Source organism: Amycolatopsis endophytica, assembly GCF_013410405.1.
In the GTDB taxonomy this organism is placed as follows: domain Bacteria; phylum Actinomycetota; class Actinomycetes; order Mycobacteriales; family Pseudonocardiaceae; genus Amycolatopsis_E; species Amycolatopsis_E endophytica.
The window spans coordinates 426,270-450,125 of the sequence record NZ_JACCFK010000002.1 but is presented as its reverse complement, the minus strand read 5'-3'; the positions used below and the strand labels follow the sequence as shown (position 1 = coordinate 450,125).

Annotated in this window: 24 protein-coding genes; 17 read left to right on the top strand and 7 right to left on the bottom strand. The window is 70.0% G+C overall.

Features of this window, described 5'->3' with window-relative positions:
* The first annotated feature begins 112 nt into the window (after window positions 1–112).
* From HNR02_RS27785 to HNR02_RS36600, 9 genes are all read left to right on the top strand, one after another.
* On the top strand, window positions 113–697 hold the full coding sequence (locus tag HNR02_RS27785; protein ID WP_179776516.1) for a TetR/AcrR family transcriptional regulator: 585 nt from the start codon (window positions 113–115) through the stop codon (window positions 695–697).
* A 1,122-nt stretch (window positions 698–1,819) separates the two neighbouring features.
* Entirely contained in the window at window positions 1,820–1,984 is a 165-nt protein-coding gene (locus HNR02_RS27780; protein WP_312861189.1) for an SDR family oxidoreductase, read from the top strand.
* The gene (locus HNR02_RS27775) at window positions 1,974–3,206 is read left to right on the top strand and encodes an acyl-CoA dehydrogenase family protein (protein ID WP_246339295.1); all 1,233 of its coding nucleotides are present in this window, start codon (window positions 1,974–1,976) and stop codon (window positions 3,204–3,206) included. The genes HNR02_RS27780 and HNR02_RS27775 overlap by 11 nt, the downstream gene beginning before the upstream one ends.
* Window positions 3,203–4,021 (top strand): SDR family NAD(P)-dependent oxidoreductase, encoded by an 819-nt coding sequence (locus HNR02_RS27770; protein WP_179776514.1) that lies wholly within the window; start codon window positions 3,203–3,205, stop codon window positions 4,019–4,021. The genes HNR02_RS27775 and HNR02_RS27770 overlap by 4 nt, the downstream gene beginning before the upstream one ends.
* Window positions 4,022–4,038: 17 nt before the next feature.
* The gene (locus HNR02_RS27765) at window positions 4,039–4,443 is read left to right on the top strand and encodes a Zn-ribbon domain-containing OB-fold protein (RefSeq protein ID WP_312861188.1); all 405 of its coding nucleotides are present in this window, start codon (window positions 4,039–4,041) and stop codon (window positions 4,441–4,443) included.
* Window positions 4,436–5,581 carry a thiolase family protein gene (locus HNR02_RS27760; protein ID WP_179776513.1) on the top strand — a complete coding sequence of 382 codons (1,146 nt, stop codon included), beginning with the start codon at window positions 4,436–4,438 and terminating at the stop codon, window positions 5,579–5,581. The genes HNR02_RS27765 and HNR02_RS27760 overlap by 8 nt, the downstream gene beginning before the upstream one ends.
* 14 nt (window positions 5,582–5,595) lie before the next feature.
* Entirely contained in the window at window positions 5,596–6,906 is a 1,311-nt protein-coding gene (locus tag HNR02_RS27755) for an acyl-CoA dehydrogenase family protein (protein ID WP_179776512.1), read from the top strand.
* Window positions 6,899–7,972 (top strand): phosphotransferase family protein, encoded by a 1,074-nt coding sequence (locus HNR02_RS27750; RefSeq protein WP_179776511.1) that lies wholly within the window; start codon window positions 6,899–6,901, stop codon window positions 7,970–7,972. The genes HNR02_RS27755 and HNR02_RS27750 overlap by 8 nt, the downstream gene beginning before the upstream one ends.
* 491 nt (window positions 7,973–8,463) lie before the next feature.
* Window positions 8,464–9,576 (top strand): acyl-CoA dehydrogenase family protein, encoded by a 1,113-nt coding sequence (locus tag HNR02_RS36600; RefSeq protein ID WP_179776510.1) that lies wholly within the window; start codon window positions 8,464–8,466, stop codon window positions 9,574–9,576.
* A 360-nt stretch (window positions 9,577–9,936) separates the two neighbouring features.
* On the opposite strand, the gene HNR02_RS27740 is transcribed toward HNR02_RS36600, so the two are convergent.
* The 5 genes from HNR02_RS27740 to HNR02_RS27720 form a co-directional block, all read right to left on the bottom strand.
* Window positions 9,937–10,116 (bottom strand): hypothetical protein, encoded by a 180-nt coding sequence (locus tag HNR02_RS27740; RefSeq protein ID WP_179776509.1) that lies wholly within the window; start codon window positions 10,114–10,116, stop codon window positions 9,937–9,939.
* A gap of 93 nt (window positions 10,117–10,209) precedes the next feature.
* Window positions 10,210–10,992 (bottom strand): 2-keto-4-pentenoate hydratase, encoded by a 783-nt coding sequence (locus tag HNR02_RS27735; protein WP_179776508.1) that lies wholly within the window; start codon window positions 10,990–10,992, stop codon window positions 10,210–10,212.
* The gene (gene dmpG / locus HNR02_RS27730; protein WP_179776507.1) at window positions 10,989–12,005 is read right to left on the bottom strand and encodes a 4-hydroxy-2-oxovalerate aldolase; all 1,017 of its coding nucleotides are present in this window, start codon (window positions 12,003–12,005) and stop codon (window positions 10,989–10,991) included. Before dmpG ends, HNR02_RS27735 begins: the two co-directional genes overlap by 4 nt.
* Window positions 12,002–12,907: an acetaldehyde dehydrogenase (acetylating) gene (locus HNR02_RS27725; protein ID WP_179776506.1), complete on the bottom strand. Its 906-nt coding sequence runs from the start codon at window positions 12,905–12,907 to the stop codon at window positions 12,002–12,004. Before HNR02_RS27725 ends, dmpG begins: the two co-directional genes overlap by 4 nt.
* Window positions 12,907–13,656, bottom strand: a complete 750-nt coding sequence (locus HNR02_RS27720; protein WP_218914470.1) for a 2-keto-4-pentenoate hydratase — start codon at window positions 13,654–13,656, stop codon at window positions 12,907–12,909. The genes HNR02_RS27725 and HNR02_RS27720 overlap by 1 nt, the downstream gene beginning before the upstream one ends.
* Window positions 13,657–13,768: 112 nt before the next feature.
* Between HNR02_RS27720 and HNR02_RS27715 the strand changes: the two genes are divergently transcribed.
* Window positions 13,769–14,560: an IclR family transcriptional regulator gene (locus tag HNR02_RS27715; RefSeq protein ID WP_179776504.1), complete on the top strand. Its 792-nt coding sequence runs from the start codon at window positions 13,769–13,771 to the stop codon at window positions 14,558–14,560.
* A gap of 166 nt (window positions 14,561–14,726) precedes the next feature.
* Here the strand turns inward: HNR02_RS27715 and HNR02_RS27710 are convergent, their stop codons facing one another.
* Together HNR02_RS27710 and HNR02_RS27705 are read right to left on the bottom strand one after the other, a co-directional pair.
* Window positions 14,727–15,650 carry an SDR family NAD(P)-dependent oxidoreductase gene (locus HNR02_RS27710; RefSeq protein WP_218914294.1) on the bottom strand — a complete coding sequence of 308 codons (924 nt, stop codon included), beginning with the start codon at window positions 15,648–15,650 and terminating at the stop codon, window positions 14,727–14,729.
* A 328-nt stretch (window positions 15,651–15,978) separates the two neighbouring features.
* A complete protein-coding gene (locus HNR02_RS27705) occupies window positions 15,979–16,398 on the bottom strand; it encodes a MarR family winged helix-turn-helix transcriptional regulator (RefSeq protein ID WP_179776502.1) in 420 nt (139 codons plus the stop codon).
* A gap of 802 nt (window positions 16,399–17,200) precedes the next feature.
* Here HNR02_RS27705 and HNR02_RS27700 point away from each other — a divergent pair.
* The 7 genes from HNR02_RS27700 (at window position 17,201) to HNR02_RS27670 (ending at window position 23,799) form a co-directional block, all read left to right on the top strand.
* Complete coding sequence (locus tag HNR02_RS27700) at window positions 17,201–18,292, top strand: LLM class flavin-dependent oxidoreductase (protein ID WP_179776501.1); 1,092 nt, start codon at window positions 17,201–17,203, stop codon at window positions 18,290–18,292.
* Complete coding sequence (locus HNR02_RS27695) at window positions 18,289–19,242, top strand: 3-carboxyethylcatechol 2,3-dioxygenase (protein WP_179776500.1); 954 nt, start codon at window positions 18,289–18,291, stop codon at window positions 19,240–19,242. Before HNR02_RS27700 ends, HNR02_RS27695 begins: the two co-directional genes overlap by 4 nt.
* 8 nt (window positions 19,243–19,250) lie before the next feature.
* Window positions 19,251–20,000, top strand: a complete 750-nt coding sequence (locus tag HNR02_RS27690; protein ID WP_312861293.1) for a dienelactone hydrolase family protein — start codon at window positions 19,251–19,253, stop codon at window positions 19,998–20,000.
* Window positions 20,001–20,032: 32 nt separating this feature from the next.
* Window positions 20,033–20,842 carry an alpha/beta fold hydrolase gene (locus HNR02_RS27685; protein ID WP_179776499.1) on the top strand — a complete coding sequence of 270 codons (810 nt, stop codon included), beginning with the start codon at window positions 20,033–20,035 and terminating at the stop codon, window positions 20,840–20,842.
* A 132-nt stretch (window positions 20,843–20,974) separates the two neighbouring features.
* On the top strand, window positions 20,975–21,472 hold the full coding sequence (locus tag HNR02_RS27680) for a flavin reductase family protein (RefSeq protein ID WP_179776498.1): 498 nt from the start codon (window positions 20,975–20,977) through the stop codon (window positions 21,470–21,472).
* A 50-nt stretch (window positions 21,473–21,522) separates the two neighbouring features.
* Window positions 21,523–22,566, top strand: coding sequence for a 3,4-dihydroxy-2-butanone-4-phosphate synthase (locus HNR02_RS27675; protein WP_218914293.1), 1,044 nt, complete (start codon window positions 21,523–21,525; stop codon window positions 22,564–22,566).
* A gap of 231 nt (window positions 22,567–22,797) precedes the next feature.
* On the top strand, window positions 22,798–23,799 hold the full coding sequence (locus tag HNR02_RS27670; protein WP_312861187.1) for an AraC family transcriptional regulator: 1,002 nt from the start codon (window positions 22,798–22,800) through the stop codon (window positions 23,797–23,799).
* Window positions 23,800–23,856 lie beyond the last annotated feature (57 nt).

Sequence of the window (23,856 nt, the reverse complement as noted above, 5' to 3'; positions counted from 1 at the left end):
CGGGTAGACAAGAAATATTCAGGACGCAACTACCGTTGTCAAGTTCTGCTAATGTCCTGTAGGGCTACCCAGCAGTTCAGTAACATGGTCAGGACGAGAGAGGAGGCGCCGGATGGGGCGTCGGCGCGCGCTCGACGTTCAGGAGCTGGTCGATGCGGCCGCCCGGGTGTTCGAACGCAAGGGCTACACGGACGCCACGCTGGCCGACATCGCCGCCGAAGCGGGGATCAGCAAGCCCACGGTTTACCAGTACGTGAAGTCCAAACAGGAACTACTGGAGACCATCGTCGAACAGGCCGTCTACCCCTTGCGGGACGGCATCGACAAGATCGCGGCGAGCGAGTGGTCGGCGGCGGACAAACTCGACGCCTACATCGAGCTGCATGTTCTCTCCGCCATCCGGTACAAGCCTTACTACGCGGTCCTCACGTCCGACCAGCACCAGCTGTCACCCCAGGCGTTGCGCCGCTACCAGTCCTGGGCGCGGAGCGTGAACCGCTCGGCCGCCGGACTGCTCGAACAGGGGCAACGCGAGGGAGTGGTCCGCGACGACATCGACGTCCCGGTCGTCGTCAACCTGCTCAACAGCACGCTCACGTCGATCGCTCGCTGGTACCGCCCCGGAGACCGGGTCAATTCCGATCAGATCGTCGCGGAGGTCGGCAAGTATCTCGGCGGACTCATTACGCGCGAGTAAACGAGATCCACCACAATGGCCGCCGACAGCGACCATCGGAAGCCGAGCTTGAGGGTCTCGAGGCAGTGAGTGCCGGAACTTGGTGGCGATCACCACTTGCTCGCGCACCGGCGCCAGCGCCCGGCCGGCCGGCTCGAGGACGTCGTCGTTCCCGTCCGCGGACGGGGTCCCGCAGGAGGCATTGTTCAGCTGATGCCTGTGCTTCATCGTGACGCTGTACGGGGCCTTCGCGAACGTCCGTTGCTGGGCCGGACGGCAACCGGTCACCGAGAAGGTCGTCCTGAGGCGGGTGCTCGGCGTGGCGGGCGTACGCGAAGGTTCCGACGAGCTCGAGCGGCGCGTCCGGCCGGCCACCGGCGATGAGGTCCTCACCGTGCCCGAGGATGCGCAGGCGATCTACGACGACATCCCGGCCACCGACGAGGGTCTGAGCTGGATCGAGGACTCGACGTCCCCGCTGGGACGGTTACTTGGAGTTCCGGCGTCGGCCGGGACCGGTGCTCGACCGGTTCGCCGGCCACGCGGGCTGAGGACACCATCCCCTCCATCCCCTTGGTGGAGGCCCTCGGTCACGCCGGAACACCTGTCATCGATCATGCGGTGCAGCTTGTCCGTCCCGGCGGAAGATGCCCAGCGCGACCCGCGGCAGGCCCTCGATTGGTAGTTGGGACCTTTTCCCGGCTCCCGGCGCAGGCGCTGGTAGGTCGCCTGGTCCTCGTCCCGGCTCCTCTTCTCCGATCATGCGCGTCCACACCGCGTCGGCCTTCTCGTCGATGCACTGCTCCGCGGAGTCGGTGTTGTCGTTGTCGTTCACGTGGATCAGACACGAAGTTGACGGCGACTTCAATTCGAACTTGAAGTCGACGTCGAGTCGTCGTAGGGTTCGGTCCATCGGCGTCGAAGGGGCCGCGAGCGTGACCGGAGGAGGTCGGGTTGCCGGGCGTCTACTCGGATCTGCAGGTCGTGGACCCACGCAGGGCACCGCCGCCGCGCCCCCACGCCGGTCCGGTTCCGGGCACCTGCCCGGAACCGGCCAGCCGATGCGCATGCACTCCGAGGAGCGGGACGCCACCACCGTCCCGCCGTGGATCCCCGCCTGACCGACGTTCGAGGAGGAACGCCATGCCGGAGACCGAACAGGACAAGCTCGCCGCGTTCGACGCGCTGCCGGTCGAGCTGGTGCAGCCGTCCGACATCAGTGACGCGGTGCTGTGGCCCGCCTCCGACGCCGCGCGGTACGTGACCGGCGTGGCGCTCCCGGTGGATGCGGGGTTCCATGTCCGCTGACGTCACCGGGGCCGGGCTGGCCGAGTTCACCGAGACGGCGCGGGCCTGGCTCTCGCGGCACCTGGCGCTCCGGCAGGACGGTGCGCGCCGTTCCGTCGCCGTGTTCCACGATCTGCCCTTCGACGAGGAACGCGCTCTCATCGCGCGCATCCAGGAGTGGACGCGGATCAGGTTCGACGCCGGGTACGGGGCGCTGTCCTGGCCGGCCGAGCACGGTGGCGCCGGGCTGACGCCCCTGCACGAGGAGGCGTTCGCCGAGGCCGAGCGGGAGTTCGAGACCCCGGGCCAGCACGAGCTGACCTCGGTCAGCACCGCGTTGATCGCGCCCACCGTCCAGATGTTCGGCACGCCCGGGCAGAAGCGGCGCCTGGTCCGGCCGCTGCTGCGCGGCGACGAACTGGCCTGCCAGTTGTTCTCGGAGCCCTCGGCCGGCTCCGATCTGGCGGGGCTGGCCACCCGCGCGGTGCGTGACGGCGACGACTGGGTCGTCAACGGCCAGAAGGTGTGGAGCTCGGGCGCGCAGTTCGCCGGCTGGGGCGAACTGATCACCCGGACCGACCCGGACGTGCCCAAGCACAAGGGGCTCACCGCTTTCCTGTTGCCGATGGACACCCCCGGTGTGCAGGTGCGCCCGTTGCGGCAGATGTCGGGCGGCTCGTCGTTCTGCGAGGTGTTCCTCGACGACGTCCGCATTCCCGATTCGCTGCGGCTGGGCGAGGTCGGCGGCGGCTGGGGTGTCACGCTCGCGACCCTCGGGTTCGAACGGGGTCACTCCGGCGCCAACGCCGACCTCGGCGGCGGCTATGCGCAGCTGGCCGAGGACGCCCGCCGGCTGGGGCGCACCGGCGACCCGGACGTGCGGCGGATGCTCGCCGAAGTCTGGGCGGCGGAGAAGGTCGCCGCGGTCTCCGCCCAGCGGGACCGCGAGACCCGCCTGTCCGGCGGCGAGCCCGGGGCGCTCAGCTCAGTGCGCAAGCTGGCCTGGGCGCACCGGCTCAAGCTGGTCTCCGATGCCGCCGCCGTGGTGCTCGGCCCGCGTCTGGTGGCCGACGCCGGTGACGGCACCTACCGCTGGACCGAGCACTTCCTGGGTGCGCCCGGGTACCGGATCGCCGGCGGCACCGACGAGGTGCAGCGCACGGTGATCGCCGAACGGCTGCTGGGCCTGCCGCCCGAACCACGCGCCGACCGCAACGTGACATGGAAGGACATACCGAGATGAGCACATCGGGGGAGAGGCCGGTCGCGCGGTCGGTCAGCGCGGCACGCGCGACCGCGCTGACGGACCTGCCGCTCGCGGGCCGCACGGCTCTGGTCACGGGCGGGTCCCGCGGGCTGGGCCGGGAGATCGCGATCGCGTTCGCCGCCGCCGGCGCGGACGTGGCCGTGGTGTCGCGGAAGAAGGACAGCTGCGAGGCGCTCGCCGAGCAGATCGCCGCCGAGACCGGCAGGCGCACCAGCGCGCACGCCGCGCACGTCGGCGACTGGGACCGGCTCGGCCCGCTGCTCGACGAGGTGGAGGACGCGCTGGGGCCAGTGGACGTGCTGGTCAACAACGCCGGCATCGCCCCGGTCTACCCGAGTCTCGACGAGGTGACCGAGACGCTGTTCGACAAGGTGGTCGCGGTCAACGTCAAGGGCCCGTTCCGGCTCATGGCCGCCGCGGGCAAGCGGATGGCCGGCCGGGACGGCGGGGTGATCCTCAACATCTCGTCGATGGCCTCGCAGCGTCCCACCGCCGCCGACCTGCCCTACGCGGCGGCCAAGGCGGCGCTGAACACCCTCACCGCCGGGTTCGCCCAGGCCTACGGGCCGCGAGTGCGGGTCAACACGATCCTCGCCGGGCCGTTCTTCACCGACATCAGCAGGGACTGGGACATGGCGGTCTTCGACGAGATGGCCGGGGACTGGCCGCTGGGACGCGGCGCCGATCCCAGCGAGATCGTGGGTGCCGCGCTGTACCTTTGCGGCCCGGCGTCGACCTTCACCACGGGGTCGCTGCTCGCGGTCGACGGCGGACGGCTGGCCGCGCCGTGATCGCCGGGAAGCGCACCGTGGACGACTCGTTGTTCACCGAGACCGCGGACGGGGTGGCGCTGGTGGGCAGCCGCTGCGACGACTGCGGCGCGTACACGTTCCCTCGCCAGGGCGGTTGCCCGCGCTGCACCGGTTCGGCGATGGTGGACGTGCCGCTGTCGCGCACCGGGACGCTGTGGACCTGGACCGTGCAGGGGTTCCGCCCCAAGCCCCCCTACACCGGCACCGCGGCCTACGAGCCCTACGGCGTCGGGTACGCCGAGCTTCCCGGTGAACTGCTGGTGGAGACCAGGCTGACCGAGACCGATCCGGCGCGGCTGCGGATCGGCATGCCGTTGCGACTGGAGCTCGTGCCGTTCGCCGACGACGAGCAGGGCGAGCCGGTGCACACGTTCGCGTTCGTGGAGGACACCCATGACTGAGGTCGCGATCGTCGGGATCGGCATGCACCGGTTCGGCCGCACGGACGGTGTGTCCGGGCGCGCGCAGGCCGCGCACGCGGCCCGGGAGGCGCTGCGTGACGCCGGGTTGTGGTTTTCCGACATGCAGTTCGCGTTCGGCGGGTCGCACTCGGCCGGTGACGCGGACACGCTGGTGTCCGAACTCGGTCTGACCGGGCTGCCGTTCATCAACGTCTACAACGGCTGCGCCACAGGCGGGTCCGCGCTGATCGCCGCCGAGGCCGCGATCCGTTCGGGCCGGGCCGACGTCGGGATCGTCATCGGTTTCGACAAGCACGAGCGCGGGGCGTTCAACACCGACCCGGCCGAGCACGGCATCGGCTCCTGGTACGGCGAGACCGGGCTGATGGTCACCACGCAGTTCTTCGGCATGAAGATCCAGCGGTACCTGCACGACCACGGCATCGCCCCGGACGTGCTGTCCCTGATCGCGGAGAAGGCGTTCCGCAACGGCGCGCTCAACCCGATGGCGTGGCGGCGCAGGGAGCTCAGCGCGGCCGAAATCGCGGCGGCGCCGATGATCTCCCACCCGCTGACCCAGTACATGTACTGCTCGCCGGGCGAGGGCGCGGTGGCGCTGGTGCTGTGCCGCGCGGACCGGGCCCGTGACCACACCGGCGAACCGGTGTTCCTGCGCGGCGCGAGCCTGCGTTCGCGGCGTTACGGCTCGTTCGAGGTGTTCGGGCCGTGGCTGGCCGCCGAGCGGGGCGAGTCGCCGACCGTGGATGCGGCGCGCGACGCGTTCGCGCGGGCCGGGATCGCGCCGTCCGAAGTGGACGTCGCGCAGATTCAGGACACCGAGTCCGGTGCCGAGCTGATGCACCTGGCCGAAACCGGGCTGTGCGCGCACGGCGAGCAGGAGAAGCTGATCATCGACGGTGCGACCGCGATCGGCGGAGCGCTGCCGGTCAACACCGACGGTGGCTGCCTGGCCAACGGCGAGCCGATCGGCGCGTCCGGGCTGCGGCAGGTCTACGAGAACGTGCTCCAGCTGCGTGGGGCCGCGGGCGCCCACCAGGTGCCGGACCGGCCGCGGGTCGGGTTCACGCACGTCTACGGTGCGCCCGGCGTCTCCGCCTGCACGGTGCTCACCCGCTGAAAGGACGATTCAACATGTGGAGCTTCGAGACGAGCCCCGAGGTGCAGCGGGAGCTGGACTGGGTCGAGGAGTTCGTGCGCGAGGAGGTCGAACCGGTCGACCAGGTGATCGAGCACGCGTGGAACCCGCGGGACCCGGTGCGCAACGCGCTGATCAAACCGCTGCAGGACACGGTGCGCGAGCACAACCTGTGGGCCTGCCACCTGGGTCCGGAACTCGGCGGTAAGGGGTACGGGCAGCTACGGCTGGCGCTGCTGAACGAAAAGCTCGGCCGCACCCACTCCGGGCCGGTCGTGTTCGGTTGCCAGGCACCCGATTCCGGCAACGCCGAGATCCTCGCCCACTACGGCACCGAGCATCTGAAGAAGACTTACCTCGAGCCGCTGATCGCGGGTGAGATCGTGTCGTGCTTCTCGATGACCGAGCCGCACGGCGGGTCCGACCCCACCGGGTTCCGCACCACGGCCAGGCTCGACGGTGACGAATGGGTCATCAACGGTGAGAAGTGGTTCTCCTCGCACGCGTTGTTCGCCGAGTTCCTCATCGTGATGGCGGTGACCGAGCCGGACGCGCCGCCGCACCGGAGCATGTCGATGTTCGTGGTGCCCGCGGGCACGCCCGGCATCGAACGGGTGCGGGACGTGAGCGTGTGGGGCCACGACGAGCCGGTCGGCACCCACCAATACCTGCGCTACACCGATGTGCGCGTGCCCGCGGAGAACCTGCTCGGCGAGCGCGGCCGGGCCTTCGCGGTCGCGCAGACCCGGCTCGGCGGCGGGCGCATCCACCATGCGATGCGGACGGTCGGGCTCGTGCAGGCGGCGTTCGACATGATGAAACGCCGTGCGGTGTCCCGCACCACCAAGGGTGAGCGCCTCGCCGACAAGCAGCTCGTGCAGGAGATGATCGCCGACTCCTGGATCCAGCTGGAGCAGTTCCGCCTGCTGGTGCTGCGCACGGCGTGGCGGATCGACAAGTACCGGGACTACCGCAAGGTGCGCGCGGACATCTCCGCGGTGAAGGCCGCGATGCCCAAGGTGCTCGCCGACATCGCCGGCCGCGCCATCCAGATCCACGGTTCCCTGGGCATTTCGAAGGAGCTCCCCTTCGGCAGGTGGGTTCTCGAGTCGTTCCACATGGGACTGGCCGATGGCGCCACCGAGGTGCACAAGGTCAACCTCGCCCAGGCGCTGTTGCGTGGCACGGAACCGGACGACGGGTTGTTCCCGCCCTACCTCCTGCCGACGCGGAAGGCGGAGGCGCGGCAACGCTACGCCCGGATCCTGGCCGAAGCCTGCGACGACGGGGAGGACCACCGTGGGTGAACCCACCACCCGGGAGACCGACACCGCCCCGGTGCGGCCGGGGGAGGACCTGGACTGGCCCCGTGTCGAGGCCTACCTGCGGGAGCGCCTGCCCGAGTTGTCCGGCGAGTTCGCGGTGCTGCAGTTCCCGAACGGGTCGGCCAATCTGACCTACCAGATCCGCTTCGGCGACACCGCGCTGGTGCTGCGGCGGCCGCCGTTCGGCCGGATCGCGCCGGGCGCGCACGACATGGGCCGCGAGTACAAGGTGCTGTCCCGGCTGTGGAAGGCCTACCCGCGGGCGCCGAAGGCACAGCTGCTGTGCACCGACCACGCGGTCGCGGGCGCGGACTTCCTCGTCGTGGAGTACCGGTCCGGTGTCGTGGTGTGGGACTCGGTCCCGGCCTCGATGTCCGCGCTTCCGGCCGCCGGGCGCCGGGTCGGGCTGGCGGTGATCGACGCGCTGGCGGACCTGCACCGCGTGGACCCGGTGGAGTGCGGGCTCGCGGACCTGGGCCGGCCCGTGGGATTCCTGGAGCGGCAGGTCCGCGGCTGGCGCAAGCGGTGGGAACTGGCGGCGGCCGAGGGCGGCGATCCGCTGGCGGCGACCCTGGGCGAGCGGCTGGCCCAGACGCTGCCGGCCTCCGGCGCGGCCGCGATCGTCCACAACGATTTCAAGATCGACAACTGCCAGTTCGCACCCGGGGACCCCGACGAGGTCGTGTCGGTGTTCGACTGGGACATGGCCACACTCGGCGACCCGCTGGTCGACCTCGGCACCCTGCTCAACTACTGGCCCGACCCGGAGTTCGGCGACGCCGGCGCCCTGGCCTCGCTGCGATTGTCGAAACTCGGCCTGCCCTCGCGGGAGGAACTGGTGGAGCGCTACGCCGCCCGGTCGGGCATCGACGTCGGCCGGATCGACTGGTACGAGGCATACGGGTGCTTCAAGACCGCGGTGATCCTGCAGCAGCTCTACGCGCGCTACCTGCGCGGGGAGACCACCGACGAGCGGATGGCGGCCCGGGGCGAGCACATCCCGGTGCTCGTCCGGCGCGGTTTGACCCGGCTTGCCGGCGACGCCTGAACTGATCACGGAAGGAAGGACCGGCATGAGCATGAAGCCCGGATCGTGGTGATCCGCGTGCCCGCGGAGGTCACGCTCACCGGTGACGGCGTCCCGCTCGCCGCGGACGACCACCCGGTCCAGAGCGCCGCGGCCCGCGCGCTGCCGGCCGACGGCTGAGCCGGGCGAGCGTGCACCGTTCTCTGCTGCTGGAGATGGTTGCCGGTGCGGGGCCCGGCCGGCGGGCCGTGGGTGAGCTGACCCAACCGCCTCTCCCGCGAAGCGCTGCGCCCGGCCGACCTGACCTCCGACGCGACGGTCATGCCGGGCCGCATCCTCGAAATCCGGGGCGCGGGCGGGCACCCGGTCCCACCCGCGGTGCCGGGGGAGTACCTGTCGCTGCTCGCCCGTCCCGCCGCGCACGTGCGGGACCGGCTTCCGCGCACCGGCACCGGTAAGGCCCTGCGGCGCGTACCGCGCGCCCAGCTCAGCACGATCGTGGAGGAGGACCAGTGCGTATCAGTCACACCCCCGAGGCCGAGGAGCTGCGGGAGGTCGTCCGGGACTTCCTGGAGCGTCAGGCCGGTGATCCGGCCGCGTGGACGCGGCTCGCCACCGAGCTGGGTGCCGTGGCGCTCGACGTACCGGAGCGGCTGGGCGGCGCCGGCGCGACGTTCCGCGAGGTCTGCGTGGTCGCCGAGGAACTGGGACGCTCGCTGGCGCGGCTGCCCTGGTTCGGCACCTCCGTGCTGGCCGTCGGCGCGCTGCTGGCCGGCCGCGGCAGCGCGCGGGACGAGCTGCTGGCCCGGCTGGCCTCCGGCTCGTGCACCGCGACCGTGGCCTTCGTGGACGACTCCGAGGACACCGTGGCGGTTGCCGCCGGAGCGGGCTGGCGGGTCAGCGGGTCCAAGACCCTCGTCGTGGACGGGGCGAGCGCGGACGTGCTGCTCGTGACCGCACGCACCGGCGAGGGGACGGGTCTGTTCGCCGTCGACGGGGCGGGGCTCGATCGGGAACCGCTGCGCGCCCTGGACCCGAACCGGGAGCTGGCCACGATCCGGTTCCGCGACGCGCCGGCGACCCTGGTCGAGGCCGAGGCGGAACCGGTGACGGCGAGCGTGCGGAACCGGGCGGTCGCCGCGCTCGCCTGCGAACAGGCCGGTGGCGCGACCGTGGCGCTGGAGATGGCCTGCGCCCACGCCGCCCAGCGGGTCCAGTTCGGACGTCCGATCGCGACGTTCCAGGCGATCAAGCACCGCTGCGCGGACATGGCCGTGCGCGTGGAGGCGGCGCGGTCGGCGTCGCTGTGGGCGGCCGCGGCCGTGGCCGACGGTGCCACCGAAGCCGCACAGGCCGCGGCGGTGGCCGCGCTGACCTGCGGCGAGGCATATTCGTGGGTGGCGGCCGAGAACATCCAGGTGCACGGGGGAATGGGCTTCACCTGGGAGCACCCCGCGCACCTGCACCTGCGCCGCGCCACGACGAGCGCGGTGTTGTTCGGCGACCGGCTGCGGCACCAGGAGGATCTGCTCGCGTCCCTGGGACTGCCGGAGACAGGAAGGAGTGGCTCGTGTGAGTCACAGCCGACCAGGGCCGGTGCCGCGGCGGCGGTCCGCGTGCCATGACCGCGCCCGCGGTCTTCGACCCAGGACGACGTCGCGCGGCGACGCGCTCCAGGGGTGCGCGTGCCTGCCCCAGCGGGGGCGGGCCCGACTCGATCTGCTCGCGCGACGGTGCCATGCGTACCGCGAGTCCTCCACGGCGGGCCGGGCGCTGGGGGCGGCCGAGCGGGCCGTGTCGGACAGGTTGCGCAGGGAGAACCGGGAGCTCAAGCAGGCTGACGAGATCTTGAAGCTGGCGTCGGGTTTTCTCGCGCCGGAACTCGACCCGCGACGAACGCGCGCCGGCAGTCGAGACCGCGTCACGCGAACGGTCGTGCGCGTGACGCAAGGCGTCACCGCATCGCCGCGCCTGCTGGGTCGGGATCAGCCGTGGGTGAGGGCGACCTCGAACCAGCCGCCCGGATCCGTGACGCGTTCGAGGGTGCGCCGCAGTGGCAGGCGCGACTCACGGGGAAGCGTCCACAGGTCGATCTTCCTCCCAGTGCCGAGTAAGAGCAGGGTGACGATCACCGTGGTCGGGCGACGGTCCTCCAGAGTGGCCATCCCGGTCGTGGCGGCGGTCTCGCTCTCCGTCGCCGGGCAGCCCTGCGGGAGCCTCGGCCGACTCAGCGGGGCATCGGAACTTCTTCGTCACGGTCAGGCCGCGGTGACGAATACCGAGCCGAGGGAGGTGAACTCGGCACCGATCTGGTCGCCGGCGCGCACGAACACCGCGTCGGTCATGCCCCCGGTCAGCACGATCTGCCCGGCCTCGAGGGCCTCGCCGCGCGCGGCGAGTGCGTTGGCGGCCAGTGCCAGCGCCTCGGCTGGGTGGCCCTGCACGGCGGCACCGGTCGCGGTGTCGGTCACCGCGCCGTTGACCGTGAGCACACACGCTTCCAGTGCCAGGTCCAGGCTCTTCGGCGATACCGCCTTCCCACCCACCACGAACCGGGCTGAGGAGGCGTTGTCCGCCACCACGTCGGGCAGCGTGAACTTGAAGTCGGTGTAGCGCGAGTCGATGATCTCGAGTCCGGCGTGGACACTCTCCACCGCGTCCAGCGCGGTCGCCGCCGTGATGCCCGGGCCCGCGAGGCGTTTGCCCATGACGAACACGATCTCCGGCTCGACTCGCGGGTGGATCAGCTGGTCCAGCGGAACGGGCTCATCGGCGGCCAGCACGTAGCCGTCGGTCAGCACCGCGGTCAGTGGCGAGTCGATGCCCATCCGCTCCTGCTTGGCCCGCGAGGTCAGTCCCAGCTTGACGCCGACGACCGTCTCGCCCGCCTCGACCTTCCGCTCGATCAGCCGCTTCTGCACCCGGTAGGCGGTCGGCAGGTCGAGCTCCGGCCACTCCTCGGTGATCGGCCCGCGGTCCCGCCGCTTCGCCTCGGCGGCCAGCAGCACGTCCGCCGCGGTGTCGACGCTCCACGTCGTCATGCGTTCTCCTTCTCGGCCAAGCCGATCGCCACATCGATGATCATGTCTTCCTGGCCGCCGACGTACCGCAGTTCGCCGACTCGCTTCAGGATCCGGTAGGCGGGCACGCCGTACCGCTGGGCGGCGGTTTCGGCGTGCAGCAGGAACGAGTTGTAGACACCGTAGCGGCCCTGCACGATCGCGGCCCGGTCGGCGACCGGCATCCGGGGCACCATCGGGGCCAGGACCTCTTCGGCCGCGGCGAGGATCAGTTCACTGTCCACTCCGGTTTCCACGCCCAGTGCGTCGAACGCCGGGACGAGAATTTCGGTGGGGGAGTTGCCCGCGCCCGCACCGAGAGCGCGCAACGTGCCGTCGATCTGGCGGGCGCCCGCTTGCTGCGCGGCGAGCGAGTTCGCGACCCCGAGGGACAGGTTCTGGTGGCCGTGGAACCCGACCTGGGCGTCCTCGCCCAGCTCCTGGACCAGTGCGGTGACGCGGTCGGTCACGCCGCCGGGCAGCAACGCGCCCGCGGAGTCGACGACGTAGACGCACTCGCATCCCGCGTCGGCCATGATTCGCGCCTGTTTCGCCAGGCCCTCCGGCGAGTTCATGTGCGAGAGCATCAGGAACCCGACGGTTTCCAGGCCCAGATCGCGGGCCCCGCCGAAGTGCTGGACGCTCACGTCGGCTTCGGTGCAGTGCGTCGCGATCCTGGCGACGCGGGCACCGGCGTCCGCGGCCTCGCGAAGATCCGCGACCGTACCCAGACCAGGAAGCAGCAGCACGGCGATCTTCGCCCGGCGCACCTCGCCGACCGCGGCGGCGACGAGTTCGATGTCCCGGACCTTGGAGAAGCCGTAGTTGAACGACGAGCCGGCCAGCCCATCGCCGTGGGTGACCTCGATGACCTCGACCCCGGCCCGGTCCAGTGCCGCGGCCACCGCGCGAACCTGGTCCGCGGTGAACTGGTGGCGCACGGCGTGGCTGCCGTCCCGCAGCGTGGTGTCGGTGATGCGCACGGCGTTCGTCATCGCGCGGTCGTCTCCTTCGATTCGGCGGCGAGCAGCTCTCCGGCGCGCACCGCCGCGGCGGTCATGATGTCCAGGTTCCCGGCCCACGGTGGCAGGTAGTCGCCGTTCCCCTCGACCTCGAGGAACACCGCGACCCGCGCGTGCCCGTCCCACAGCTCGCTCGGGCGGTCGAACTGGGGGTCGGACTTGAGGCGGTAGCCGGGCACGTAGGTCTGCACCTCGGCCACGACACGGTGGATCGACTCGGCGATCGCACCGGTGTCGGCGTCGCCCGGGATCGCGCAGAACACCGTGTCCCGCATGATCAGTGGTGGCTCGACCGGGTTCAGGATGATGATGGCCTTGCCCCGCGCGGCGCCGCCCACGGATTCGATCGCGTGCGAGGTGGTCTCGGTGAACTCGTCGATGTTCGCCCGCGTGCCCGGGCCGGCCGAGCGCGAGGAGATCGACGCGACGATCTCGGCGTAGGGCACCTCGGTGACGCGCGAGACCGCGTGCACGATCGGGATCGTCGCCTGTCCGCCGCAGGTGATCATGTTGATGTTCGGCGCCTCGGCGTGCGCGCCCAGGTTGACCGCGGGGCACACGAACGGGCCGACGGCGGCCGGCGTCAGGTCGATCGCCCGGATCCCGGCCTCGGCGTAGCGAGGGGCGTTGGCCAAGTGTGGTTTCGCGGCGGTGGCCTCGAAGACGAAGTCGGGGAGCTCCGGCTGGGCCAGCAGCCAGTCCACGCCTTCCGCGCTGGCCTCGACGCCGAGCTCGCGGGCGCGGGCCAGGCCGTCGGAGGACGGGTCGACCCCGATCATGTAGCGCACGTCGAAGACATCCCGGCGCTGCAGCTTGACCAGCAGGTCGGTGCCGATGTTGCCGGGACCGACGATGGCGGCGGTGGGGCGGGGCATCACTTCTCCTCGGGGGTGCCGGCGAACGTCGCGGTGACGCTGCCGAGGTGGGCGAAGGTGGCGGTGACGGTGTCTCCGGCCGCGGCGCCCACTGCCGCGGTGAGCGCACCGGGCAGGACGACCGCGCCGGAATCGAGCGTGATTCCGAGCGGGCCGACCGTGTTGGCCAGCCATACCAGCGCGTTGACCGGGGAGCCGAGCACGGCCGCGCCGGCGCCGGTCTGCACGGTCCGGCCGTTGCGGCGCAGCACGACTCCGGTGGTGCGCGGGTCGAAGGCGTCGAGCGGCAGCGGCGTCGAGCCGAGGACCAGGCCGCCGGAGGAGGCGTTGTCGGCGATCGTGTTGGGCAGGTCGATCTTCCAGTCCTCGATGCGCGAGTCGATGATCTCCAGCGCGGCCACGGCGTGGGCGATCGCGTCGAGCGCGTCGGCGACGGTGACGCCCGGCCCGGCCAGCGGCTTGCGCAACACGAATCCGATCTCCGGTTCGACGCGCGGGCTGAGGTAGGCGTCCGCCGGGATGGGCTGACCGTCCACGAAGAACATGTCGGCGAAGAGGTGACCGTAGTCCGGGGAGTCCACGCCGAGCTGCCGCTGGATCGCGGCCGAGGTCAGGCCGACCTTGTGCCCCTTGACGATGCGGCCCGCCGCCGTCCACTCCGCGACCTGGCGCAGCTGGACGTCGTAGGCGTCCTCGACGGTCAGGCCGGTGAACGGCGGGATGGGGACACCGCTGTCGTAGGCCTGCATCAGCAGGCGGGCCGCCTCTGCGACGCGGGGCTGTGGGCTCACGAAAAACACTCCCTGTGAGAGGAAACGCGGTTGGTTGACATCGTCCGCCGCTGACCTGCACGCTCCTAACATGTGCTCCAGTGAGCGGGACACTCCGGCGTCGATGATCGCCCGGGTGTCGCGGGTGTTCGAGTCCTTCCGGCCCCCCGACGATGCGCTCGGGGTGCGCGAGATCGCGCGCCGGACGGGGCTGGCGTCCTCGACCGTGTCCAGGATCGTTCGCGAGCTGGTCGAGCACCGGTTCCTGGAGCCGGCCGGGCGCGGGTTCCGGATCGGGCTGCGGTTCTTCGAACTGGGTGAGCAGGCCGCGCGCCCGCACCAGCTGCGGCAGATGGCGATGGCGAACATGTCCGACCTGCGCAGCGCCACTCGCCAGACCGTGCACCTGGCCGTGCTCGACGGCACCGAGGTCGTCTACGTGATCAAGCTGCGCAGCCGGACCGCGCCACCACTCGGTTCGCGCGTCGGCGGCCGGATGCCGGCGCACGCCACCGGCGTCGGCAAAGCGCTGCTCGCCTTCGCCGGCCCCGGTGTGGTGGACCGCGTGATCGAGGCGGGGCTGCCGCGCCTGGGGCCGGGTACGATCACCGACGGCACACGGCTGCGGGACGAGCTGGCGGCGATCCGGGAGGCCGGGATCGCCTATGAAACCGAGGAATCCGGCCCCGACGTGGTGTGCGTGGCGGCACCCGTCACGGCCCGCGAGGGCAGGCCGATCGCGGGCCTGTCGATCAGCACACGGCGGGGCGAGGTCGACACCGCGACGCTCGGACCCGCGGTCCGGACCGCCGCCCTCGCGCTCGGCAGGCAGGCGGCCCGCATGCCCGCGTTGTCCGGCGCGGCCTGGACGGAACTGGGCTGACCCAGCCCCGCTGGTAGCGGGGTTCCCGGGAGAGGGCGGTCTCGGCGTGAGCTGGGGGAGCACGTTGGTCTCGCCGACGTGTCCCGCAGCCGCGCCCTGAGTCCGGGGCGGGAATGGCCTGCCGGCGATGGCTGCGGGACCGGGATGCCGCTCGCAAGCCGGATTCCTACGTCGGGTTGATGGTGTGCCACACGTGGTTGTAGGCGGCGAGATCACTGAAACCGCCATCGACGGGAAGGTCGATTCCTGTCACGAAGGCGGCATCGTCGCTGGCGAGGAACAATGCCGCGGCCGCCAGTTCGTCCGGATCGGCGGCACGTCCCAGAGGAGTGAGCCGCACCAACTCCGCGAAGAGAGCGCTGCCCGCGTCCATCATCGGTGTCGCGACGACCCCGGGGTGGAGGGCATTCACTCGGATACCGGCCGGTGAGAACTCGGTTGCCGCCGCCTTCGTGAGTCCGCGGACACCCCATTTGGACGACGAGTACGCGGCGACCGGATGCCCCATGATCCCCGCGGTGGAGCCGAGGTTGACGATGCTGCCTGCGCCGCTGCGCTTCATCAGCGCCGCGCACTCCTTCATGCCGAGGTACTGCCCGGTCAGGTTGACATTCAGGATCCTGTCCCAGTCGTCTTCCGACGTGCCGGTCAGGTCATGACGGACATTGACGCCGGCGTTGTTGATCAGGATGTCGAGGCGTCCGGCCTCCGCTTCGAGCTGACCGACGAGGCGCCGCCACTCCTCGGCCCGGGTGATGTCCAGGTGCGCGAACCGGGCCCACCCACCTGCTTCCCGGATCTCCGCGGCGACCGCTTCACCTCGCTCGTCGAGGATGTCACACAGGTAGACGCGTGCACCCTCTCGTGCGAAGAGCCGGGCCTCTGCCTCTCCTTGACCCCGCGCGCCACCGGTGATGACAGCCACTTTGCCCCGCAGCCTTCCAGCGCCACGCGGCGCGGAGAGCGGACGGACGGAGCCCCGCACCGGGGCGTCGCTCGGCTCGGTCGTTCCCAGCAGCACCGTCTCCACCTGTTCGATCTGGCGCATGTCGAACCCGGCCATATCTCCGGCGAACCCTTCGCTGCCCATGTACTCCCGGATGACCGCCTCCGGATCGGCCCCGTCCGGGTAACTGACAACGGCGACAACGACGGAGGGGTCGCCGGGAAGTCTGGCGAATCCGAGGGTTTCGACGCCGAACTCCCGAAGGCTCGCGACGTGTGCCTCCCATCGAGGCAGGTAGTCGCTGGCCGCCTCGGGCGACGACAGGTGGTAGGTGCGGAGCTGGATTCTGGGCATGTGTCATCCTGTTCGGACAGTTGTTTCGGGAAGGATGGCAGCAGCCGCGACGACGAACGCGCAACCCGAACCGACTGCGAGGGACGGCGCGATCGAGCAGCGGGGCGTGCCTGCGGAGTCAGAACTGGTGGACGGGACCGTCCTCGCCCAGCTGTGTCAGCAGTTCGTGCAGGATCTCGGTACCTGACCGGATGGCGTCGATGTCCATCGACGCGAGCAACCGGGTGAGCCGCGCGTCGACCAGTGACAGCGCCTCTCCTGCGCGGGCAGCACCAGCGGGGGTGAGGCGAATGCGATAGCTTCGCCGGTCCGAGCTGTCGCCCGCTCGTTCGACGAGCCGTTCACGTTCCAGGCGGCGCAGGATGTTGCTCGTGCCTCCTGTGGTGAGAAGAAGCCCCGTGGACAGGTCTCCCGGGCGTGCTTCTCCCTCCGCCGTCGCCAGCAGCGCGGTGAGCACGTCGAATTCGGATCGGGACAGCCCCAGTTTCCCCACTGCTGTCACAACTTCGCGATCGAGGAGCGTGTGGAACCTGCCCACGTGGCGAGCGAAACCTACGTACACGCTCGGTCGGCTCCGTGCAGAGCCGTGTTCTCCGCGCTTGGTCACGACACCACCGTAGCTTTTGTTATAGCTTTTCGTAAAGCTATAGCGAAAGTGATCTGGATCCCGCCGGACGAGCCGCTGTCGAGCTGATTGACGAGGGGTTCATCGTTGCCTGCCCGGCTGGACCGATGTCGCGACCGGCCGATCTCCAGCCGCAGCACGCGCGAGACGCTCGGCTGGGCTCGACCAGGTCAAGGTCCAGCGCCATGCCGAGCGGCGCGGGGATTACGACAAGGTCTTCGAGCTCACTAACGGGCAGCAGTGCCGCCCCGGCGCCCGGGCAGCCCCGTCGACAACGAGGGCGACCTCTGAAGTCAGGGTGTGGGCGGGTGAACTTGAGACGGTGCATGAGCTGCTCGTGCCCTGGTTTCGCGCCGCGGAGGGCACCCGCGCGAGCGACTACTTCGACCCCGCCTGACCGGGTGACGGCGGTCCGCGCTGTCAGTGAGGCGGGTTTCTCCCGACGACGGTACCGGTGGGGTGCCGGCGCCGCTGATTCGATGTCGCCACCGCCGCAACCGGCGACGGACAGCGCGGCACCGCCGGCCGTGGCCAAGGTTCGTCCAGCTCATCCGCACGCCTCTGATGTGCCCGCGACCGGTGCGAAAAGTGGACAGCCTCGAACGAAGAACGGCTCGTCGGACCGTGGCAGTCCGCCCTAACGTGATCGGCACCGGATCCGGTCGTGAACCGTGACGCGGAAATCGGCCGAATGTCAGAGTGGACGGAGAATTAAGTGGTCAAGTCTTGGCTCTTCGAGATTTTCAGCTACCCGTACGATCCCGACCCTGCGAAGTTCGACCCGCAGTTGTGCAAGGATCTCTACGACTGGAAGCTGGAATCGTGGGTCGCCGCCGAGGACCTGGGATTCGATGGGGTCTTCTTCTCCGAGCACCACTTCACGCCGTACAGCATCAGCCCCTCGCCCAATCTGCTCGTGGCGACGCTGGCCCAGCGGACCAGCCGGATGAACATCGGGGTGATGGCGAACATCACCGCGTTCCACAACCCGCGCCGGCTTGCCGAAGAGGGCGCGATGCTCGACTACCTCACCGGCGGCCGACTCGAGGTCGGCTTGGGACGTGGAGTGGACGAGCCCGAGTTCATTCGCGAAGGCGTCAAGATGGAGGAGACGCGCGCCCGGTTCGAGGAGTCCGTCGCGCTCATCCAGTCTGCTTGGAAGGAACAAGCCTTCACCTTCAAGGGCGAGTTCTACAACTACGACAACGTGAGTCTCTGGCCTCGGCCCTTGCGGCCCGATCTGCCGATCTGGGTCACGGCGCTGAGCCCGCAGACAGTGAGCTGGGCGGCCCGGCAGAATTTCCGGTTCACTTCGGTCTTCTCGCCGACCGACAACATGCGGGCGGTTTTCGAGCAGTACAAGAAGGCGGCCGCGGAAGCCGGTCGTGAAGCCGAACCCACTGACATGGGCGTGTGCCGCAACGTGTTCATCGCGGACTCCGAACAGGAGGCGCGCGATCTCGCCGAGCCCGCCTTCGACGCGCTGTTCGCGGCGTTCAAGGAAGCGGCTGTGTTCCACGATCTCGACAACGTGCCCTCCGGCTACGAGCACTACCAGTCCTTCTTCCGCCCCTTCGCCGGGGAGGACGTGTCGTTCGACGCTCTCATCGACATCGGGGCGATCTGCGTGGGGAGGCCGGAGACCGTCCGCGACCAGATCGTGAGCCAGATCGAGCACATCGGCTGCGGGAACTTCCTCAACTGGGGGTCGTTCGGCACCCTCACCAAGGAGCAGACGATGCGCTCCTACCAGTTGTTCGGCGAGCACGTGGTGCCGGCTTTGCGCTCTCTGAAGGTGAAGTCGTGACGTCCGAGCTGGCCTTGTGCTGCATGTCGCACACGCCGTTGCTGGGGTCGGGCGACCCGGGCGAGTCGGTCGTGCAGCGGGTCGACGGCGCTCTCCGCGACGCGAGGCAGTTCGTGGAAGCTTTCGACCCGGACCTCATCGTCATCTTCGGCCCTGACCACTACCAGGGCTTCCGATATGAACTCATGCCACCGTTCTGTGTCGGGTTGTCGGCTACGGCCATCGGTGACTACAACACCAGTCCCGGTGAGCTCGACGTGCCACAAGCACTCGCCGACGATCTGGTCGTCCACCTGCTGGCGGCGGATCTCGACGTCGCCATGTCGGAGAAGATGGTCGTCGATCACGGCATCTCCCAGCCGCTGGAAAATCTGTTGGGCTCGAGCGCGGCCAAACCCGTGATCCCTGTCTTCATCAACTCGGTCGCCGAGCCGCTGGGTCCGTTGCGCCGCATCAGGCGCCTCGGCACGGCGGTGGGCGAGTTCGTCCGGAAGCTGGATCAGAAGGTCCTGCTGGTCGGCTCGGGCGGCTTGTCACACGATGTGCCGGTCCCGCGGCTGCGCCAGTCGCCACCGGAAGATGTCGCGTACATCGTGGACAAACGCCGAACGCCGGCTGAGCAGGAGGCACGCGAGGAGGCGGTGTTTCAGGCCGGCCAGGCCTTCGCGCGCGGTGAGTCCTCGCTGCTGCCAGTGAACCCTGATCTCGACGAGCAGATTCTTCAGCAGTTCGCGAAGGGCGACCTGCCCTGGTTCGACGCGATGAACGTCGAGTGGCTCGGCAAACAGGGCGGCAGTTCGATCCACGAAGTCCGTTCGTGGATCGCGGCCCACGCCGCGCTGCAGACCGCAGGGCCTTACCGGACCGGGTCTTCGTTCTACCAGCCGGTCCCCGAGTGGATCATCGGCTTCGCGGTGACCACGGCGCGACCACGAGAAACGACCAGGTGAGAGAATTGGTGGAGAAAGAAGAAGTCGTACTGACCGATGACGGGCCGATGGCGGTCACGGTTCGCCATCCCGACGGTAGTGGCCCGTTTCCGGTGGTCATCGTTTACCACGACGGGCCGGGGCTGCGCGAGGACATCCACGACGTCAGCCGCAAACTGGCGGGTGCCGGATATTACGCCGTTCTGCCGGATCTCTACCACCGGCTCGGTCATCAGATTTCCTTCGACCTGGCCGGGATCGGCCAAGGGCCGGGATCACCGGAATTCGATCGGCTGATGGCGGCGGTCACCTCGCTCGGCGACGACATGGTGCTTGCCGACACGGCCGCGATGCTGGAGGTCACCGCGAAGGACCCCGCCGCCGACATGAACGCCAAAGCCGCCATGGGGTTCTGCATGGGTGCGCGCTTCACCCTGCGGTTGCTCGCCTCCGACCCCGCAGGATTCGCGGCAGGCTCGGCGCTGCACCCGTCGAACTGCGTCACGGATGATCCGGACTCGCCCCATCGGAGCGTCGGGAAGATCCCCGCCGAGCTGTTCGTCGGACTCGGCGCGGCCGACAGGCTCTCCCCGCTCGAGCTGAACAAGCCGCTCCGGGACGAGCTGGGCAGGCCCCCGGTGAAAGCGACTGTCGAGATCTTCGACGGCGCCGATCACGGCTTCATGTTCCCGCAGCTGCCTGCCTATCACCAGCACGCGGCGTCCGTTTCGTGGGACCGCACGCTCGAGTTGTTCCACCGAACCCTGGGGAAGAGGTAGCACCGATCATGCCCTCTGCGGAGCTTGCTCCCGTGCGGACGGAGGACCGGGCCACCGGCCCGGACACGACGCACGTCGCGATGGCGGGAGATCCCGGCGGCGAACCGCTGCTGCTCCTGCACGGGACCGGACCGGGCGCGACGGGAGCGCTGAGCTTCCGGCCGATCCTGCCCGGCATCGCGACGTACCGGTGCATCATGCCCGATCTGGTGGGATTCGGAGGCAGCAGTCATCCGGACACGCTGCCTCCGGGCCCGGGGCCGTGGTTCCGGCGGCGCGTCGACGCGGTGCTCCGGCTGCTGGACGAGCTCGGACTGGATCGGGTTCACGTGGCCGGACACTCCTACGGCGCCCGCGTGGCGCTCGAACTGGCCGTGCACGCACCCGAGCGGCTCGGGCGGATCGTCCTGATGGGCGCGGGCGGAACCCCGGTCAAGGCCAAGCTGGGGACGCTCACCGCGTTCTACGAGAGCCCGAGCGAGGAGGCGATGCACGCGCTCGTGACCGCCCAGCTGTCCCGAGGCGGCGGCATCGACGACTACGTGAGGGAGCGTTTCGCAGTCGCGATCAGGCCGGAGGTGCGGCGGTCGTTCGAGGCCGCCATGGCGACCGGCGAGCCCGCACCGGTCTACGACGAGTCGGTGCTCGCCGGCATACCGCACGCGGTCCTGGCGGTGCACGGGAAGGACGACGGGACGATCTCGCCCGCCGCGGGGCTCTTCCTGGCCGAGCACCTTCCACACGCGGACCTGCACCTGTTCGCGGATTGCGGGCACCTGCTCCAGTTCGAGGTGCCGGCCCGGCTCGGTGGCCTGATCCGTGAGTTTCTGGCAGCGGCGTAGGCCGGGGAACGCCGAACCTGCTGAACCGCTGACGAGGAGAAAACAATGCCATCGGTCGAGACCGTCGGTGCACAGTGCCGTGCCACGGTCACTCCTGAGACTGAACCCCGCGGCCGTGACAGGAGGCCCGCGATGATCGTTCCCGATCCGGACGAGACTGGCCCGCTGCGGCAGGTCTACGGCGCCTATCCGAGCGGGGTGGTGGCCGTGTGCGCGCTGCGCGACGCCGCTCCGGTCGGCATCGTCGCGAGTTCGTTCGTCGCGGTCTCGATGAACCCGCCGCTGGTGTCGGTATGCGTGCAGCACACCTCCACGACCTGGCCGCTTCTCGCCGACCGGCCCCGGCTCGGGCTGTCGGTGCTCGGGACGACGCACGACCGGGCCTGCCGGCAGATCGCCTCGAAGACGGGGGACCGGTTCGCCGGCATCGGCTACACCGCGACCGGCGAAGGTGCGGTGCTCCTGCACGGCGCGGCCGCGTGGCTGGACTGTTCGATCGACACGGTCGCCAGCGCGGGGGACCACGACCTGGTGCTGCTCCGAGTCGAGGCCATGCAGCCACACGAAAAGGTCGCCCCGTTGGTCTTCCACGGCAGTGGGCTGCACGCGCTGTCCGCGTTGGCGTCCTGATGTCCGCCGAGCCCGTCCCCCTTGTCACGGACGACCGCGTAGCTGACGCCGTGGCCGCATTGCGTGCCGGACGCCCGGTTCTCGTGGGTGGCGGCACCGAGTACGACGTCGTCCTCCCCGCGGCACTCGCCGAGCCGCGGTGGACCGCATGGACGGTCCGCCACACGTCGGGGGTCCTCTGCGCACCCCTTCGGGCCGAGCGCGCCGGCGCACTCGGCCTGCCCCCGATGGTCCATGACAACCAGGATCCACGAAGTCCTCGTTATACCGTCTCGGTTGACGCGGCACACGGCGTCACCACCGGTATCAGCGCGACTGACCGCGCGCGCACCGCGCGGGTGCTCGCCGATCCGGCCAGCGGCCCCGCCGATCTCATACGGCCCGGTCATCTGCTGCCGCTGACGGTCCATGCCGATGGTGTCGTCGGACGGCCCGAGCACGCCGAGGCAGGCGTGGACCTGTGCCGCCTCGCTGGGTTTCCGCCAGTGGCGCTGACCGCCCGGCTGGTCGGCGAGGGCGTGGGGACGGCCGGCGACGAGGACGTGGCCCTGCTCGCGGCCCGGCACGACCTGCCCGTCATTCAGATACCGGAGCTGGTCGAGCACCGGCTGCGCTTCGGCGACGGGGAACGAGGACGTGTCACCCGGGTCACCAACGCGCGGTTGCCGACCGTGCACGGGCAGCTCGACGCGGTCGGATACCGCGACGAGGTCACCGGCGCCGAGCACATCGCGCTGGTCGGACGGCCGCGGACGAGTGTGCCGCTCGTGGCGGTGCACGCCGAGTGCATCACCGGCGACATCGTCAAGACTACGCACTGTGACTGCGCTCGGCGTATCGCTGAATCGGCGGCCGTCATCGCCCAGGAGGGTGGTGTGCTGGTCTACCTGCGCAGGCCGGGAGCGCGGGTGCTCGACGCGCTCGACGGGCACACCTGGACGACCGCCGATGCCGGCGCTGCCGGTGCGATCGTCGCTGACCTCGGGTACCGGTCCGTCCGGCTGCTCACCGGGCCGGCGACGGCGCTGCAGCTAGCCCGGCCCGACCTCACGGTCCTCGCGGTGCAGAACCGACCTGTCAGCTCGCTGACCTGAACGGCCGGCCTGGGGTCCCGGTCGAACTCCGGCTGATGCGGTTCGTTTTCCGGACTGTCGACCGGAGTGCGAAGCATTACCATGTTGCCGAAGGGTGATCACCGACCATCCTTGCTGTGCCACCCGAAGCCGAGTGGGAGGTACTCGACGATGGCGTCGAGGCACGCGTCCGAGGCCCACGCGCTCGCACAACAGGTCGCGAAGGGGCAACGAGCCACTTCGGGAGGTCTCGTGCGCACCGACGACCTCGATGAGGCCCGCGATTTCCTCACCAGCGTGTACGCACCCCACCACCTGACGGCGGTCGAACGAGGCCGACTCGGATTCAGCATGCGGGTGCTGAACGCCGAGCGGCTCAGGATCGGGTACAGCAACTTCAAGTCCGACGTCCGGCTGGAAGTTCCGCCACCGTCGTTCTACGTGTTCTGCTATGCGCCATCGGGATCCGTCGACGTCGTTTCGGGCCGCCGGTCCGCATCCGTGTCCCGTACCACTGCTGCTGTCCTGTCGCCCAGCGCGCCGTGGCGGTTCGAACGCTGGACCGACGACAGTACGTTGATGGCGATGCGGATCGTCCGCGCCGATCTGGAGGACGATCTGTCCGCCATCCTCGGCAGAAGGGTTGTCGAGCCGATCGAGTTCGGCGACAAGCTGGACCTCACCAAGGGACGAGGCGCCGACTTCGCCCGTGTGCTGCGACTCCTGCAAGACGACGTCGGACAGCCCAGCCAGCTCGCCCAGCAGCATCCGGTCATGGCATCGCACCTGGGACGACTGGTCCGGTCGGCGCTGCTCATGTCGCAACCGCACAACTATTCGGACAAGCTCGACGAAGACCGGGGCTCGTGCCTTCCCTCCGCGATCCAGCGGGTCGTCGACGTGATCGAAGACGACCCCATGCAGGTCGGCAGCGCGGCTGACATCGCGAGGATCGCCTGTCTCAGCCTGCGAGCGCTCGAGAAGGCGTTCGTCCGGGAGTTCGGCATACCGCCGATGGCGTACCTTCGGCAGGTCAAGCTCGCCCGCGCACGGGACGACCTGATCAACGGAGACCCCGATGTCCTCACCGTGTCCGCGGTGGCGCTCCGCTGGGGTTTCGGCCACCTCGGCCGGTTCGGGGCCGCGTATCAGGAGCGGTACGGGGAGCCGCCGTCGCACACACTGCGGCGGGGAAAGCGCGGACTCGAATTCGTGGTGTCGCGACCGCCCTGGTTCGAGAACCGACCTGGGTGAGGGCCACAGCTGTGTCGTGTCGTGGCGAGCGCTCGTGGCTGCGCATGTCTGCGCAGC